Source organism: Clostridium sp. C8, assembly GCF_001010885.1.
GTDB classification, from domain to species: domain Bacteria; phylum Bacillota; class Clostridia; order Clostridiales; family Clostridiaceae; genus Clostridium; species Clostridium sartagoforme.
Genome location: NZ_LBMX01000090.1, coordinates 1 through 17,931, shown reverse-complemented (window position 1 = coordinate 17,931; position 17,931 = coordinate 1). Strand labels below are relative to the sequence as shown.

The window sequence follows — 17,931 nt, the reverse complement described above, 5'->3', positions numbered from 1 at the left end:
AAATTTAATATTTTATAAATAGGTTTATTAAGTTTTAATCTTATAGCATAATAATTATATAGATTATAAATTAAAATATATAATAGGAAGAGGTATAAAATGAAAGTAAATTGGAATAGTAAATATACAACAATAGCCACTTATTCATTTATAGTTGCAATTTTAGTAATATTATTTTATTTAGCAATATCCCAGGTTACTATATTTACAGATAAACTAGATTCAATAATTATTATAATGCAACCGTTTATAATTGGATTCTCAATTGCATATATAATAAATTTTTTATTAAACTTTTATGAAAAAATAGTTTTTGAAATGAAATATGTAAAGAAATTAAAGATAAAGTCAAAAAGAGGGTTAGCAATAATATTTTCATATATAACAGCTTTTTTTATAATTAGTATGTTTATAAAATTTTTATTACCTCAGCTTATAGATAGTGTTATAGGATTAGTAAATAATATTCCAACATATATAATGAACTCTACAAAATTTGCAAATGAAACAATATTGAAATTAAATATAGAAGAGCGATACTCACAAATGTTGTTAGACAACTTTAATAATTTAGTAAACTACATAATTAAGTTTGCAACCAATTTAATTCCTGCATTTGGTGGCTTTTTAGCTGATATTCTTTCAAGTATATGGAATGTGGTTTTAGGAATAATAGTATCAGTTTATTTATTAATAGATAAAGAAAAGTTATGTGCATTAAGCAAAAAAATTACTTATGGATTATTCTCAAAAGAATATGCTGATGGGATTATTGAATTAGCGCATAGAAGTAATTATACTTTTGGAAGATTTATAGTAGGGAAAATAATTGATTCTTTAATAATAGGGATATTGACATTTATAGTATTAACTATATTTTCAATTCCATATACAATATTAGTATCAGCAATAGTTTGTATAACTAATGTTATACCTTTTTTTGGTCCCTTTATAGGAGCAATTCCGTCTTTTATAATAATTTTATTTATATCACCAGTTAAGGCCATATGGTTTTTAGTAATAATTTTATTTATACAACAATTAGATGGTAATGTAATAGGACCAAAGATTTTAGGAGACTCAATAGGAATATCAGCATTCTGGATATTATTTTCTATATTAGTTGCAGGGAAGTTATTGGGAATAATAGGAATGATAATAGGAGTGCCATTATTTGCAATTTTTTATTCTATAGTAAAGTATTTTATAGAAAGTAAATTAAGAAAAAAAGGATTAAATACTGAAACAAAGGATTATATGAAATAGGTTTCTTTGTTGTAGAAATATAAATAAGCTAAAGCTAAAAAGGAGTTGTTATTAAAACAGCTCCTTTTTATGTAAATTTATAAGTTTAAATGAATATTTACAAATTACCAACTTCCAGAAGAACCTCCGCCATTTGAAGAGCCACCGCCAAATCCACCGAATCCACCGCCAGAGCCGCCGAAGCCTCCAAATCCGCCACCGCCACCGGAGCCTCTGCCTCCAGGACCACCGCGTCTTCCGAAGAAACTACTCCAAAAAAGAATTTTAAAAATTGTTCTTATTATTCTTCCACGATTAAAAATTATATCAAGTATAAGAAGCACTAGTATTATACCAATAGGTATGGCATCAAAAATACTACTTGAATCTTGCCTATTAGATTCTTTAGGAATTTCTATATTTAGTGATTTGCTTAAAGTAACACCATATTCTTCTGCAATAAGGTCATTAAAAGTACTATAGCTTTTTATTATTCCAGAACCATAATTGTCGTTTTTAAAATCATCTGTAGCTAAGGACTCCATGACTCTATTACTTAAAGCATCTGGTATTACACCTTCTAAACCTCTTCCAACTTCTACTCTCCACTTTCTATCCTTGATGGCAACTAAAATTAACAAACCGTTATCTTTAGCCTTTTGCCCTATTCCCCAAGAACGAAATAGGTTTATTGAGTAATTCTCAATAGGAATATTATCTGTAGTATCTATAATTACAACAATAGATTGAGCTCCAGTTTTATCTTCAAGCTCTTTTCCTAAAGAGACAATTGTTTCTATTTCATTTGAATTTAGTATATTCGAATAATCATTTATATACTTATAATTTGTAGGTGAAGGATAATTAACTTGTGCTGAAATTGAAATTGAAAAACTAAAAATTATTAAAAGAGAAGATAATAATATTTTTTTTAACTTACTTATAACATTCATAATTATCTAGAAAAATCAACGGAAGGCACTTCACTAGCATTATCACTTGCTTTATAAAGTTGCTTTTCCTCGAATCTAAATATTGAAGAAATTATATTAGTAGGAAATCTTCTCATCTTAGTATTATAATTAGTTACAGCTGTATTATAATCTTGCCTAGCAACAGCTATTCTATTTTCTGTTCCTTCTAACTGAATACTTAAATCTTTGAAGTTTTGATTGGATTTTAAATCAGGATAATTTTCTACTACTACAAGTAATCGAGAAAGAGCACCTGATAATTCACTATCTGCATTTGCTTGTTCAGATATATTTGAAGCTCCAGAAAGTTTACTTCTTGCATTGGCAATATCAGTAAAAATATCTTTTTCTTGAGTAGCATATCCCTTAACTGTATTAACTAGATTAGGTATTAAATCAGATCTTCTTTGCAATTGAGTATCTATATTGGATTCAGAAATATTAACAAGTTGCTCTAAAGATACTAATTTATTATAACTAGAAATTATAGGGAATATAATTATAATAATAACTACAATTATAGCTATTAATATTTTTAGTCCTTTTTTCATAAAAAAATACATCTCCTTTCTATATTAAATATTATATGTAGAAGAAAGATGTATTATTAAATATTTAATTTATAATTACTCTAAAAATGGATCTATCCAATAAATAAAGTTAAGATTAAAAGTAGGGTAAAAGTCCAATGCAAATTATTAGTATACGGTATCCCAAGCTTTTCAAAGTTACAAACAGATTTATGAGCTTTTAAAGCTATTGGTAATGTTATAAATACTAATAATGAAATAGCAGGATAAAATCCTGTTATTACGTATAGTAGCGTTAATACATAAGCTCCAAAAACTAAAAATCTATAAATATACTTACTATATTTGCTTCCAATTCTAACGCTTAATGTTCCAAGACTTAAATTAGCATCTCTTTTAAAATCTCTCATCTCATTACTTATCATTAAAGCGGGAATAATGAAAGAAGCAGGTAAAGATAACAATATTGGATATAAGCTTATAGATTGGGTAAATGGATAAGAAGCACCTAAAACCATTAATGGCCCCATTGTTATAAAGGAAATTGGCACTCCAAGTCCTTTTCTTTTAAAAACAAAAGGTTCACCAGTATATGCATAAGCAGAAAATATTCCAACTACACCGATAAGTAACATTTTTAAATCAGTTATGCAAATAAGATATAAACCACTTAAAGAAGATAGCCCAAAGCAAAGCATGGCCCAAAGAAAAACATATATATCAAAATAAGTTCTTTCTACTCCTAAAAACTTTATTTTTCTTCCACTAGGTCTATAATATCTAAAACTTCCTTCAAAATAATCATTTACTAAATTAGCACCGGATTGAGCTAGTATACCGGCAATAGTTATAATCAAAATTAATATAATATCACTAGAGCTATTTAAATTTATAAATCCCATTTTGTATGCGGATGCAATTCCAAGAGTTGTAGAACCTATTGCCAAGGTTAGTGAAAATGGGCGAAATGCCTTCCAAGAGTCTTTAATGAATTTTAATACGTATTCTTTATTCAAACCAACCACCTCATTTATTTAATAGTAACGAGAAATTCTATCATAAAAAAGAAATTTTTTCAATTAACAACATCTAAGAATTTCGATAGAAGTGTTAAGTTTTTTGTATGGAAGTAATTAGCATATAAATTTATAATAATAAATGTAAACGAAATCAATTTAATGTTAACGATTTTTATAAAGGTGGAGGGTTAATATGAAAAAGGTTAAAAAATTACTTACAATGGCAATGGCTACAGTTATGGTTACAGCTTCATTAGTAGGCTGTGGAGGTAAGACGGAATCTCCAAGTGGTGGAGACACATCAAAGGGAGATAAAGTTAAGGTTGGGGTATGTTTATACAAATTCGATGATACTTATATTTCAACAGTTCGTCAAAACTTAGAAAAATTACAATCTGAAAACTCAGATAAAGTTGAGTTTACTTTCTATGATGGAAAAGGTGACCAAGCTACTCAAAATGATAGTATAGATACATTACTTCAAAAGGATGTGGATCTTTTATTAGTTAATTTAGTTGATACAGGAGCAGCTCCAACAGTAATCGATAAGATTAAAGCAGCTGAAAAACCTGTAGTATTATTTAACAGAGAGCCATCAGCAGATGCTATAAAAGCATATGACAAAGCTATATTTGTTGGGACAAATGCAAAAGAAGCTGGAGTTATGCAAGGAGAAATACTTTCAAAAGCATGGGAAGGTAATAAGGCAGCTATAGATAAAAATGGAGATGGAGTATTACAATATGTAATGTTAAAGGGTGAACCTGATAATCCAGAAGCAGTTGCAAGAACTCAATATTCAGTTTCGACTTTAAATGATAAGGGAGTTAAAACAGAAGAATTAGCACTTCAAGTTTGTAACTGGGATCAAGCGTTAGCACAAAATGCTACAGAAGCATGGTTCTCAAAATTTGGTGATAAGATTGAAGCAGTAATAGCTAATAACGATGGTATGGCTCAAGGGGCTATAGCAGCATTAACAGCTCAAGGATATAACAATGGTGATGCAGCAAAAACTATTCCAGTTATAGGTGTTGATGCTACAGCAGCAGCTCAAGACTTAATTTCTAAAGGATTTATGTTAGGATCAGTTCTTCAAGATGCAGAAGGAATGGCTAAAGCATTATATGAAACAGGAATGAATTTAGCAGCTGGTAAAGGCGCTGTAGATGGAACTTCATATAAGTTCGATGACTCAGGAGTTGCAGTACGTATTCCATATCAAGAATATATTAAAAAATAATATAGCATATAGAATTAAAAAAACTGCATAGTGTATTTTCACTATGCAGTTTAATAAATAATAGAAAAGTGGTGAAGTAAGTTATGGCAGATATAAAATATGTTCTTGAGATGATGGATATAAGTAAAGAATTTCCAGGGGTTAAAGCGCTAGATAATGTTCAATTGAAAGTAAGACCAGGAACTGTACATGCTTTGATGGGAGAAAATGGAGCAGGTAAATCTACTTTAATGAAATGTTTATTCGGAGTTTATATTGAAGATAGTGGAGAAATTTTAATAGAAGGTGAAAAGAGTAAGTTTTCTAATCCAAAGCAAGCTATGGATAATGGCGTTGCTATGGTTCACCAAGAATTAAACCAAGTTTTACAAAGAAATGTTATGGATAATATATGGCTTGGAAGATATCCAGGAAATGCTGGAATAGTAAGCGAAAAAATAATGTATGAAGAAACTAAAAAAATATTAGATGAATTAGAAATAGATGTTGACCCAAAAATGAAGATGGCCAAACTATCTGTTTCCCAAAGACAAATGGTTGAAATAGCTAAAGCAGTTTCATATAATGCGAAAATTTTAGTGTTAGACGAACCTACATCATCATTAACTAATGAAGAAGTTAATCACTTATTTAGAATTATAAATAAATTAAGAGATAAGGGCTGCGGTATTATATATATTTCTCATAAAATGGAGGAAATTCTTCAAATATCAGATGATGTAACAATTATGCGTGATGGTAAGTGGATAGATACACTTTCGGCTAAGGATCTTACAACAGATAAAATAATTAAGTTAATGGTTGGACGTGATTTGACTAATAGATTCCCACCAAAGACAAATAAACCACAAGATGTTATTTTGGAAGTGAAAAATTTAACGGGTGCTTTTCAACCTTCAATTAAGGAAGTATCATTTGAATTAAGAAAGGGAGAAATACTTGGAATTGCAGGTTTAGTAGGCTCTAAAAGAACTGAATTATTAGAAACAGTATTTGGAATAGCTAAACATAGTGATGGGGAAATAATTCTTCATGGTAAAAAAGTAGAGAATTCTGATTCACGTAAGGCTATAAAAAATGGATTTGCGCTATTAACAGAGGAGCGTAGAGCTACAGGTATATTTGGACAACTTGATATTAAATTTAATACCATGATTGCTAATATAGATGGATATAGTAAATATGGAGTATTAGATAATAAAAAGATGACTAAAGATACTAAATGGACAATAGATAGTATGAAGGTTAAAACTCCTAGTCAAAAAACTTTGATTAGAAGTTTATCAGGAGGAAACCAACAAAAAGTAATAATAGGAAGATGGCTTTTAACTAATCCAGAAATACTACTATTGGATGAACCAACAAGAGGCATAGATGTTGGAGCTAAATATGAAATTTATCAACTTATTATAGATTTAGCTAATAAAGGCAAAGGGGTAATAGTTGTATCCTCTGAAATGCCTGAATTATTAGGAATATGCGATAGAATACTTGTAATGTCAAATGGAAAAGTAGCTGGAATAGGTGATGCAGACAAATTGTCACAAGAAGATATTATGTCTATGGCTGCTAAATATATTTAGAATAGAGGTGTAACTTATGAACAAAGTTAAATTAAATAAAGAGTCCTTACAAAATTTCTTACTGAATTATGCATTGTATATAGTATTATTTATAATGATAGTGTTCTTTGTTATAAAGGAACCAGGATTCCTTTCATTAAAGAATCTTACTAATATTTTAAGCCAAGCATCAACTCGTGGAATACTTGCGTTAGGAGTAGCAGGACTTATTGTGCTTCAAGGTACAGACCTATCAGCAGGACGTATATTAGGCTTTACAGCTATAATATCAGCATCATTATTACAATCAACAACATATGCTGCAAGAATGTATCCTAATTTAAAAGCATTACCATTAATATTACCAATGTTTTTAGCAATAGTTATTGGTGGTATATTTGGGGCTATAAATGGATTTGGTGTTGCAAAATTGAAGGTCCATGCATTTATTATTACTTTAGGTACTCAACTTATAGCTTATGGAGCATCATGTTTGTATATTGATAGGCCTCCACTAGGAGCTCAACCAGTTGCTAATTTAGATGAAAGATATACTAAATTTGTTAATGGATATTTAAGATTAGGTAGTGTAGAAATACCATATTTAATATTTTATCTTGCAATTGTAGCTGCAATAATGTGGTTTGTATGGAATAAAACTAAACTTGGTAAGAATATGTTTGCTATAGGTGGTAATCCAGATGCAGCAGCAGTTTCAGGTGTAAACTTAGTTAAGAACATAATGATTATATTTATAATATCAGGTGTACTTTATGGATTAGCAGGTTTCTTGGAAGCAGCAAGAGCTGGATCTACAACAACAAGTACAGGGTTTAACTATGAATTAGATGCAATTTCAGCCTGCGTTGTTGGTGGAGTATCATTCACTGGTGGAATAGGAACAATTCCAGGAGTACTTATTGGAACAGTTTTACTACAAGTTATAAACTATGGATTGAACTTTATTGGAGTAAATGCTTATTGGCAATATATAATAAGAGGTTTAATAATAATAGTAGCCGTTTCATTAGACGTAAGAAAATATATAGCTAAAAAATAATCAAAAAGGGAATGATGTTAAATGCAAAATGAAACTGTAAAGGAAAATATTAAAGAAGAAGTTCCCAAAAAAACAGTTAGAGATACTTTATATGGTAACTTAGATGTATCGGTTAAAACAATGGATAGGTTTCTTGCAGTGTTATTTATATTATTAGCATTGTCATTAATCATAGGTGTATTAGTATAAATTTTAAATATTAATCATAAAAATAGGATAAGATTTAGGAAATCTTATCCTATTTTTTTGCATTTAAAACATTTACATAAAAATAATTATAAAAATGTGCTATAATTATTTTGAGTATTTAGACAATTGAATGTACATATTTATGGTTATACATATATTATTTGGGAGGTTGTTTATGGGGTTATATAAATTAATGATAGTAGATGACGAAGAAGAAATAAGGCTTGGTGTAATAAAAAAAATAAATTGGGCAGAACAAGGTTTTGAAGTGGTAGGAGATGCTGAAAATGGGCAAGAAGCTTTAGAAATGGCAGAAAAACTTCATCCGGATGTTATAATGACAGATATTAAAATGCCATTTATGGATGGGCTAGAATTAGGGAAAAGAATCACAGATATAATGCCATCTACTAAAATAATAATATTTTCTGGATCAGATGATTTAGAATACGCCCATAAAGCAATTAAAATAAATGTTGTGGAATATGTTTTAAAGCCCATTAACTCTATTGAACTTATAGAAGTTTTAAAAAGATTAAAAGAAAAACTGGACAAAGAGTATGATGCAAAAAGAAATGTAGAAATATTAAAAAATCATTACTTAGAAAGTATTCCAGTAATAAGAGAACAATTTCTTGTAGGAGCTTTAGAAGGAAGAATAACTAAGGAACAATGGGTTGAAGATGAAAAAAAATTAGGATTAGATTTTATAAATAAATATTTATCTGTATCACTAATTGGAATAGATGGTGCAATTAGTTATGATTCAGAAGAAGAAAGTTTGCAAAATGATGTTGGACTAATATCTATATCTATAAAAAATATAGTAGATGAAATTATGGCAAACTATTGTGAATTTATAAGTTTCCCATACTCAGATAAAGTAGTTGTTTTAGCTACATTTGATGAAAAAGATAAAATAATGAGATTTATAAAAGGATTAAATGAAGTAATTAAAGTATTTGAATGTACTTTCGGAAGTACAATATCAGCAGGGATAGGAAGGGTATATGATGACATATCAAAGATAAGATTTTCATATAGCACTGCACAAAGTGCATTAAGTTACAGACCTATTTTAGGTAATGGAAAAACTATATATATAGAAGATGTGGAACCAGATAATTCTATACAATTACAATTTGATGAACAAGAAGAAATTAAGTTTCTAAATGCAATAAAATTATCAACAAAAGAAGAAATTAAAGAAGTAGTTGAAAATATATTTAGAAAATTAGAAGAATCTTTTGTACCACTAGTAAAATATAGAATATATATAATGGAAGTATTGACCTCGTTATTAAAATTAACTCAAACTTACAATATAGAAATCAAAGAGGTCTTTGGAGAAAACTTTAATTGCTATGTATATTTAAATGAGTTAGATTCAATAGAAGAAATAAGATTATGGTTTATAGATAAATCTATAAAATTGAATGAGCTTATAAAAAAGGAAAGAACCAATTCATCAAAACTTTTAGTAGAAAAAGCTAAGGATTATATAAAAAATAATTATAATGACTATGAAATGTCAGTAGAAAAGCTTTGTTCAAAATTACATGTAAGTCCAACCTATTTTTCTACTATATTTAAAAAGGAAACTGATATGAGTTTTGTAAATTACTTAACATCAGTACGGTTAGAAGAAGCAGTAAAGCTATTAAATACTACAGATGATAAAACTTATATAATAGCAACTAAAGTTGGATACCAGGAAGCAAATTATTTTAGTTATGTATTTAAAAAACAATTTGGAATATCACCATCAAGGTACAGAAAGAATTGAGTGAGTTAATATGTTAGGTTCTATTAAAAAGAAAATAATAGGTTATTATAGGAAAGCAAGTTTTAAATATATAATATCTATATCTTTTACAATAGTAGCTGTTATTGGAATGATAGTTGTAGGTGGAGCACTTTATTTAAGATTTATTAATTCAACAGAAGAAATGGTTTCTAAAAACAATAAATCCATATTGGAACAAGTTAATTTAAATTTAGATGCTTACTTAAGAAAAATGATGAAAATATCAGATACTATATATTATAGAGCAATAAAGAAAACTGATTTATCAACTGAAAGTATAGATAAGGAAATGGATTTAATTTATGAAGCAAATAAAGATTATCTTATAAGTATAAGTTTGTTTTCAAATTATGGAGAGGTAATAGCCTCATATCCATTACAACAATTAAAAAATAATATAGATCCAAGAGAAAATGAGTGGTTTAAAAGTGCAATAAACAGAAGAGAAAATTTACATTTTTCTACGCCACATGTACAAAATTTATTTTACGATCCTAATTATAAATATACATGGGTAGTATCATTAAGTAGAGCAGTAGAACTTACTGAAAGTGGAAAGATTAATGGTGGAGTACTTTTAGTAGATATGAATTTCAGTGGAATAGAGCAAATATGTAAAAATGTTGATATGGGGAAAAATGCATATGTTTATCTTATAGATAGGGATGGAGAAATAATATATCATCCAAGGCAACAACTGATATATTCCAATTTAATAAAAGAAAATAATTATGAAGCAGCAAAATATGAGGATGGAAATTATATTGAAAATTTTCAGGGAAATAAAAGATCGGTAACAGTAAAAACTGTTGGATATACAGGATGGAAAATAGTAGCCATATCTCCAATGGCCAATATAACAGAAGATTATTACCAAATTAGGATATTTGCTATATTCATAATGTTTTTTGGGATATTCATATTAATATCACTTAATATGTTTGTATCATCACGTATAGCAAATCCAATAAAAGAGTTAGAGAAATCAGTTAATGAATTTGAAAATGGAGTAGTTAGTTTAAATATATCAGAAAAAGGCTCTTATGAAATACAGCATCTTGGAAAAGCAATAAAAGCTATGGTAAAACAAATGAATATACTTATGAAAAATGTAATGAATGAGCAGGAAGAAAAAAGAAAAAGTGAATTAAATGCATTACAAGCACAAATAAATCCTCATTTTTTGTATAACACCTTAGACTCTATTATTTGGATGATAGAAAATGAAAATTATGATGGTGCTATAATAATGGTTACAGCATTAGCAAGATTTTTTAGAATAAGTTTAAGCAAAGGAAAAAATGTTATAACAGTTAGAGATGAATTAGAACATGCAAAGAACTATTTAACAATACAAAATATAAGGTATAAAAATAAATTTACTTATGATATTAAAGCAGAAGAAAATACCTTGGACCTTACTAGTATTAAGCTTATAATTCAGCCATTAATTGAAAATGCAATATATCACGGCATGGAATATATGAGTGGAGATGGAGATATACTTGTACAAGCTTATATAAAGAATAATGATTTATATATAGATATAATTGATAATGGGCTTGGAATGCCCCAAGAGGTAGCAGATAAATTATTAATAAGTGAAAATAATATCCAAAAGAAAGGTTCAGGAATAGGATTAAGAAATGTTCATGAGAGAATAAAATTATATTTTGGAGAAAATTATGGATTAGAGGTATATAGTGAACCCGATGAAGGAACTACGATAAGAGTTCATATGCCATGTATTGATTACTATAGTATTAAGGAGGAAAAATAATGAGAATAAAGAAAAAACTTATTTTTATAGTTTTACTTATTATGCTTATAGCCTCATTTTTAATACTTTTAGAAGAAGGAAGAAAAAAAGAAGTCAGGGTATATGATATTTCAGTAATAGTAAGAGGGAGAAACAGTGAAGGGTGGAGAATAATAAAAGAGGGAATGGAACAAGCCGCTTCTGAAATGAATGTAAATATAAGATTTCTTACACTCCTAGAAGAAAATAGTATAAAAGAACAAAAGGAATTAATGGAAAGAGAGATTAACTCAGGAACAGATGCAATAATAATAGCTCCAGCAGATTATCAAGAAATGGTAAGTATAATAGAAGGCTCAAGAAAAAAAGTCCCCATAATTCTATTTGACTCAAAAATAGAAACAAATCAAGATATACCATATATATCTTGTGACAATTATAAATTAGGGCAAAGTCTTGCAGAAGAAGTTGTGAAAAATGGGAATACTGATAAGAAGATTTCTATAATTAAAAGTGATTTGAGCTGTAGCAGTATTAATGAAAGATACTTAGGATTCATAGATGAAATAAGTAATAGTAAAAATAACTATGAATTTTTAGAACTTCCAAGTGATGAAGTTCAGCTATACAATAAGATGAGAGATATTATGGAAAAAAGAGAAACTGATGTAATAGTTACATTTGATCCCAATATTTTAGAAAGCATAGGAAGAGTTAAAAAATATGTTATGAATGATATTAAAAATAAATCTAATATTGAGCTATATGGTACAGGCAGTACGAGTTTGATTATATCCTTAATTGAAGAAAAAGTAATAAATTCAATCGCTATACAAAATGATTTCAATGTAGGGTATTTAAGTGTAAAAGCTTCTGTATCAGAAATAGAGGGAAGTACATTAGATAGAAGTATAATAACATCAACAATAATAAATAGTAGAAATATGTATTCTAAAGAAAATCAAAGGATGTTATTTCCGTTTGTTAGATAAACAATTCAATGCTTATAGGAGGTCAAGGTGAAGAAGGGTAAAAATTTAATTAATATGTTTAGTTTAATTCTAATATCTACTCTTATTATAGGCTGCAATGAAGATAGTAATATTAAATCTAAGAAAGAGATAAAGATAGGGGTAACACTATACAGGCAAGATGATACTTTTATATCAACGATTACTAAAAGTTTAGAGGAAATAGCAAAAGAAAATGAAAATAATGATAGAACTAAAGTTATACTTGATTTTGTTGATGCTAAGGGGAGTACAATAAATCAAGGAAATCAAGTAGATAGATTTATAAATCAAGATTATGATATTATATGTGTTAATTTAGTTGATAGAACAGCAGCATCAACAATAATAGATAAATCAAAATCAGCTGATATACCTATAATATTCTTTAATAGAGAACCGGTAGAAGAAGATATGTGCAGATGGGATAAGTTATATTATGTAGGTGCTCAAGCAGAACAATCAGCACGATTACAAGCTGACATAATTGTAGATGAATGGTTGTCTAAAAAGGATTTAATAGATAAAAATAAAGACAATAAGATTCAATATGTTATGCTTGAAGGTGAACCAGGGCATCAGGATTCTCTAATAAGAACAGAATACTGTATAAAATCAATTACCGAAAGAGGAATAGAATTAGAAAAGTTGGCAGATGATAGTGCAAATTGGCAAAGTGATCAAGGAATCACTAAGATGAATCAATGGATCAAAGAGTTTGGGGATAATATTGAAGTTGTATTTAGTAATAATGATGAAATGGCTCTAGGAGCAATACATGCAATTAATGCTAATAATGTATTTACTCAAAAACCATTAGTTGTTGGAATAGATGGAATAAAAGAAGCTATGGACTCTGTAAAAAAGGGAGAGATGGCTGGAACTGTAATAAGTGATGCTAAGGCACAGGCTAAAGCTATTTTTGACATTGCAATGGCTGTATCTACAGGAACTAATATAGATGAAGTGGAAGGTATTCAAGATAATAAGTATATAAAGGTAGGGCATACAAAAATAACACCTAAAAATGTGGATTTATATATAGAAAATTAATATAAGATTTAAAAGAGTAGGATTAATTCTTACTCTTTTCTATTAAATGTTCCTGAAGTTTAATTATATAGTAGTTAATATTAACTTAATATTATGGATAAAATTGTAATAAAAATAAGATATATTTTATATTGACAATAAGAGAAATAATGATATAATTTAATCATAGTAATCCGATATGATTAAAGACAGTGAAGAGGAAAAGTAATTAATATAAATTTTTACAGAGAAGGCTAATTTGCTGAGATAGTCTACTATTTTATTAATGAAGTGCACCTTAGAGTTTAAAATCCGAAATTTTTAGTAGGGTTTTATGGGTTCTCCCATTATAGAGACAAGGTATTATTGTACCTGAAAGAGATGGATATATTATATATCTAATCAGAGTGGGACCGTGGAAGTTTGCCTTCTGCCTCTGTATTTACAGTGGTGGTAGGTTTTTTTATTTGTATTATCTCTAAAATGTTTAACAAAAGGACATAATATGAGATGTATAAATATATCAAAGATTAATTTTAATAAAGTTAATCTTAAAAAATAGTTAGATAAAATCTAAGAATACAATATTTAAGAAATTATCTTAAATAAGTTTGCAGGCCAGCAAATAAAATTTATTAATCTAATAATTTAAATACTAGGAGGAATTAAAATGAATATTAATTTAATATTAGCTATCATATTATCAATAGTAGCACTATATGTAATTTATTTAGTAAAATCAAAAACAGGAAAGTTTTCTTATTCAACATTAACAGCTTTAACATTGGGTTTAATACTTGGAGCAATATTCAAGTCAGATATAAAGTTTCTTGAAGTTATAGGGAAGGGATATATATCATTAATTAGAATGATAGTAGTTCCACTAGTTATGGTATCAATAATAACTAGTATAATTAGACTTAAAAATTTAGATACTTTAAAAACAATAGGGATCAAAACTTTAGTAATATTACTTGGTACAACTGGTGTTGCATCAATAATAGGTATAGTTATGGCAAAAGTGTTTAATCTAGGACAAGGAATAAGCTTTACTGCTGTAGAAGGCTTTAAGGCAAAAGAAATACCAGCTTTTACAAAAGTAATATTAGACTTTTTACCATCCAATCCAGTAGCATCAATAGTAAACAATCAGGTTATTCCAATAGTTATATTTTCACTTTTCATAGCTATAGCTTTAGTAATTGAAGATAATAAAAATCCTGATAAGGTTAAACCATTTAAAGATTTTATATTATCAACTTATGAATTAGTTTTAAGTATAACAAGAATGGTATTACAATTTATACCATTTGGGGTTTTTGGATTAATAGCAGTAACAGCAGCATCAAATGGAATGGATACAATAAAATCATTAATTAATGTTATTTTAGCAGTATATATAGCTTGTATCTTACAAATAGTATTAGTTCATACTCCTTTAATATCATTTATTGCAAGAAAGAATCCATTAAAGTTCTTTAAGGATATTTTCCCAGCTCAGGTTGTAGCTTTCACAAGTCAAAGTAGTTATGGAACTTTACCTGTAACAATAAAGAGCTTAGTAGAAAATGCAAAAGTTTCTGAAAATATAGCAAGCTTTGTTGCTCCACTTGGATCAACAATAGGAATGAATGCTTGTGGAGGAATATATCCAGCAATAGTTGCAATATTTGTAGCAAATGTATTTAATGTTGATATGACAATGTATCACTATTTCTTAATAGTATTAACAACAATTATATCATCAATAGGTATAGCAGGGGTTCCTGGAGCGGCAACTATGTCAACAACAGTTGTTCTATCAACTTTAGGACTACCTATAGAAGGAATGGCTATGGTAATGGCTGTAGATGCTATAATTGACATGATGAGAACAGCAACTAATGTTACAGGGTCTGCAGTTGCAGCCTTAGTAGTTGATGAAACTGAAAAAAGAAAAGAAAATAAAGCTTTAAAAGCTTAATTGATACAATTATTTTAAATTTTAATTTAAGATAGTATATAAATAGCTTTTATACTAGAAGCATAAAAAAGATGGAATTCAAATTTGAATTCCATCTTTTAATAATTTTATTTAAGTAATTGAACTATATCTTCAAGTTTTTTACCACCAAAATATACTTTAGAATCATTTATGATTAGTGCAGGAACACTCATGATTTTATGTTTATCTTTAATATCTTTAAAGTTTGATAAATCTAACATTTCTGTTTCGATATTAGGATTTTCTATAGCTATTCTTTGAGCAGCAGTTACAACTTCAGGACAAACATGGCAAGAAAGTGATACTGCAACCTTAATATTTATTTGTTTATCTATAGATTTGATTTTATTTAATATATCTTCATTTAATGCTTGACCTGGACCAGCTAGGTTATAAATAGCTAGGATAAATGAATTCAATTCATGACCTCCAGGTACTCCGTGGAACTTAACACCACTATAATTACCGTTTTTATTTAGTAGAGCAACTATAGGATATTTATTTGCATGAACTTTATCTTCCATTTCAGGATTTTCACCTTTTCTATAGATTATTGAAGATACTTTATTACTTAAATCACATATGTCTAAAACTAAATCTCTTAACTCTAGTGATTTAGAGTTACTTTCATCAACTATTGAAACTAATGAAATATTATTTTCTATCTTAGCTAATATACCTTTTAATTGATTTCTTAAAGTATCATTTAATAATTTGCTTCTTCCATATAAAGCTTTACTACTAGTAGACTCTTCTTTTTTAACTTCTACTTTTTCTTCAATAACTTCTTCTTCAACTATTCCAAGTCTTTCTTTTTCAGAAGCAACATATCTTTCAGCATCTGTTGCAGCAATAGCACCATCTGCAACAGCTGTTACAACTTGTCTTAATAGTTTAGGCCTTAAATCACCTGCAGCATATACACCCTTAATATTAGTTTCCATATTTTCGTTTGTTAGTATATATCCGTATCTATCCATTTCAATCTTATTTTTGAAGATCTTAGTTTGTGGCTCATATCCAACAAATACAAAGATACCAAATGTCCCATCTTCTTTAGGAGGGAAGTACTCAGACTTTTCATTAGTAACATTATTGATAAGTTTTACAGATCTTAAAACATCATCACCAACTGCTTCTAAAACTTCTGTGTTAAATCTTATTTCAATCTTTGAGTTAGCTTTTACTTTATCTCCTATAGATTTAGCACAAGTAAATTCAGGCTCTCTAGCTATTATAATTACTTTTTTAGCAAATCTAGTTAAATAAATAGCTTCTTCAGCAGCAGCATAACCTGCACCAATGACAATAACTTCTAAACCTTTAAAGAATTCTCCATCACAAGTAGCACAATAGGCAACGCCTCTACCACCATATTCTATTTCACCTGGGAAACCTAGTTTTCTTGGAGAAGCTCCTGTAGCTATAATTACAGCTCTACTTTTAAGTTCTCCATTATTTGTTTTAATAGTTTTAATATCTTCATCAAAATTGATATCAAGTACGTCAGCAGTTTGAAATTGAACTCCAAAATTTTCAGCTTGTGTTCTCATATCCGATGTTAGATTAGGTCCAGTTGTTTTTACAACACCAGGATAGTTTACAATTTCAGATGTACTATTTATTTGACCACCAGTAGATTCTTTTTCTACTATTAAAGTATTAAGTCTAGCTCTACCAGCGTATAAGCCTGCAGATAAGCCGGCAGGGCCTCCACCAATTATAATTAAATCATATATTTTATTCATAAATTCCTCCTCAATATTCCAACAATGTTATTAAATAATAATTATTATTAATTAGTTTATTAAAAAAATAGCGAGTTTCCTCGCTAATTTTTAATGTATGATTCATATATAATGAGGAGAGATTAACTCCTCGTATGTTTTATATTAAAGTTTACCAACTAAGTCTAGGCTTGGTACTAAAGTTTCTTCACCTGGAGTCCAATTTGCAGGGCAAACTTGATCACCATGTTCTCTTACGAATTGAGCAGCTTGAACTTTTCTTAATAATTCTTCAGCATTTCTTCCAATTCCATTTTGATGAACTTCGTAAGCTTGAATTATACCATCAGGATCAACTATAAATGTTCCTCTTAATGCAAGACCTTCTTCTTCAATAAGAACTTCGAACATTCTTGCTAATTTTCCAGTAGGGTCAGCTAACATTGGATATTTAACCTTTCCAATTGTTTCTGTTGTATCAGCCCAAGCCTTATGAACAAAGTGTGTATCTTCAGATACTGAATAAATTTCAGCTCCTATTTCCTTAAAGCTATCATAATGATCTGCTAAATCTCCTAGTTCAGTTGGGCAAACAAATGTGAAATCTGCTGGATAGAAGAAGAATATTCCCCATTTTCCTAAAACATCTTCCTTTGATACTTCCTTGAAATTACCATTGTGGTAAGCTTGAACTTTAAAGTCTTCTAAATTTTTTCCTATTAATGACATAAATTTTTCCTCCTAACATTTTGAAAATTACTATGTATTAATAATAATTATTATTTAATAA

The 17,931-nt window shown here is 28.5% G+C and carries 15 protein-coding genes and 1 other annotated feature; of the genes, 10 read left to right on the top strand and 5 right to left on the bottom strand.

The annotated features are described in order from the left end of the window. Positions 1–99: 99 nt before the first annotated feature. Entirely contained in the window at positions 100–1,266 is a 1,167-nt protein-coding gene (locus AAT22_RS14180) for an AI-2E family transporter (protein ID WP_016206154.1), read from the top strand. A 104-nt stretch (positions 1,267–1,370) separates the two neighbouring features. Here the strand turns inward: AAT22_RS14180 and AAT22_RS14175 are convergent, their stop codons facing one another. From AAT22_RS14175 to AAT22_RS14165, 3 genes are all read right to left on the bottom strand, one after another. After that, positions 1,371–2,198 carry a TPM domain-containing protein gene (locus AAT22_RS14175; RefSeq protein ID WP_156174339.1) on the bottom strand — a complete coding sequence of 276 codons (828 nt, stop codon included), beginning with the start codon at positions 2,196–2,198 and terminating at the stop codon, positions 1,371–1,373. Positions 2,199–2,200: 2 nt separating this feature from the next. Continuing rightward, positions 2,201–2,770, bottom strand: coding sequence for a LemA family protein (locus tag AAT22_RS14170; protein WP_016206152.1), 570 nt, complete (start codon positions 2,768–2,770; stop codon positions 2,201–2,203). A gap of 92 nt (positions 2,771–2,862) precedes the next feature. Further along, complete coding sequence (locus AAT22_RS14165; RefSeq protein WP_242849834.1) at positions 2,863–3,774, bottom strand: prenyltransferase; 912 nt, start codon at positions 3,772–3,774, stop codon at positions 2,863–2,865. Between the two features lie 187 nt (positions 3,775–3,961). On the opposite strand from AAT22_RS14165, the gene AAT22_RS14160 reads away from it, so the two are divergent. The 9 genes from AAT22_RS14160 (at position 3,962) to AAT22_RS14125 (ending at position 15,393) form a co-directional block, all read left to right on the top strand. After that, positions 3,962–5,011, top strand: coding sequence for a galactose ABC transporter substrate-binding protein (locus AAT22_RS14160; protein ID WP_016206150.1), 1,050 nt, complete (start codon positions 3,962–3,964; stop codon positions 5,009–5,011). Positions 5,012–5,094: 83 nt separating this feature from the next. After that, entirely contained in the window at positions 5,095–6,594 is a 1,500-nt protein-coding gene (gene mglA, locus AAT22_RS14155) for a galactose/methyl galactoside ABC transporter ATP-binding protein MglA (protein WP_016206149.1), read from the top strand. 16 nt (positions 6,595–6,610) lie between these two features. Next, entirely contained in the window at positions 6,611–7,633 is a 1,023-nt protein-coding gene (gene mglC, locus AAT22_RS14150; RefSeq protein WP_047001706.1) for a galactose/methyl galactoside ABC transporter permease MglC, read from the top strand. 21 nt (positions 7,634–7,654) lie between these two features. Further along, entirely contained in the window at positions 7,655–7,822 is a 168-nt protein-coding gene (locus tag AAT22_RS19315; RefSeq protein WP_172655026.1) for a hypothetical protein, read from the top strand. A 175-nt stretch (positions 7,823–7,997) separates the two neighbouring features. Continuing rightward, positions 7,998–9,608 (top strand): response regulator, encoded by a 1,611-nt coding sequence (locus AAT22_RS14145; protein WP_047001705.1) that lies wholly within the window; start codon positions 7,998–8,000, stop codon positions 9,606–9,608. A 10-nt stretch (positions 9,609–9,618) separates the two neighbouring features. Then, positions 9,619–11,409 carry a sensor histidine kinase gene (locus AAT22_RS14140; RefSeq protein ID WP_047001704.1) on the top strand — a complete coding sequence of 597 codons (1,791 nt, stop codon included), beginning with the start codon at positions 9,619–9,621 and terminating at the stop codon, positions 11,407–11,409. Further along, positions 11,409–12,380: a substrate-binding domain-containing protein gene (locus AAT22_RS14135; RefSeq protein WP_047001703.1), complete on the top strand. Its 972-nt coding sequence runs from the start codon at positions 11,409–11,411 to the stop codon at positions 12,378–12,380. The genes AAT22_RS14140 and AAT22_RS14135 overlap by 1 nt, the downstream gene beginning before the upstream one ends. Positions 12,381–12,407: 27 nt before the next feature. Then, on the top strand, positions 12,408–13,451 hold the full coding sequence (locus tag AAT22_RS14130; protein ID WP_047001702.1) for a galactose ABC transporter substrate-binding protein: 1,044 nt from the start codon (positions 12,408–12,410) through the stop codon (positions 13,449–13,451). Positions 13,452–13,633: 182 nt separating this feature from the next. Next, positions 13,634–13,871 (top strand) — a binding site (T-box leader). Between the two features lie 229 nt (positions 13,872–14,100). Continuing rightward, a complete protein-coding gene (locus AAT22_RS14125; RefSeq protein ID WP_047001701.1) occupies positions 14,101–15,393 on the top strand; it encodes a dicarboxylate/amino acid:cation symporter in 1,293 nt (430 codons plus the stop codon). A 107-nt stretch (positions 15,394–15,500) separates the two neighbouring features. On the opposite strand, the gene trxB is transcribed toward AAT22_RS14125, so the two are convergent. After that, the gene (trxB, locus tag AAT22_RS14120) at positions 15,501–17,162 is read right to left on the bottom strand and encodes a thioredoxin-disulfide reductase (RefSeq protein ID WP_047001700.1); all 1,662 of its coding nucleotides are present in this window, start codon (positions 17,160–17,162) and stop codon (positions 15,501–15,503) included. Positions 17,163–17,306: 144 nt separating this feature from the next. Further along, on the bottom strand, positions 17,307–17,870 hold the full coding sequence (gene ahpC, locus AAT22_RS14115) for an alkyl hydroperoxide reductase subunit C (protein ID WP_047001699.1): 564 nt from the start codon (positions 17,868–17,870) through the stop codon (positions 17,307–17,309). Between the last annotated feature and the right edge of the window lie 61 nt (positions 17,871–17,931).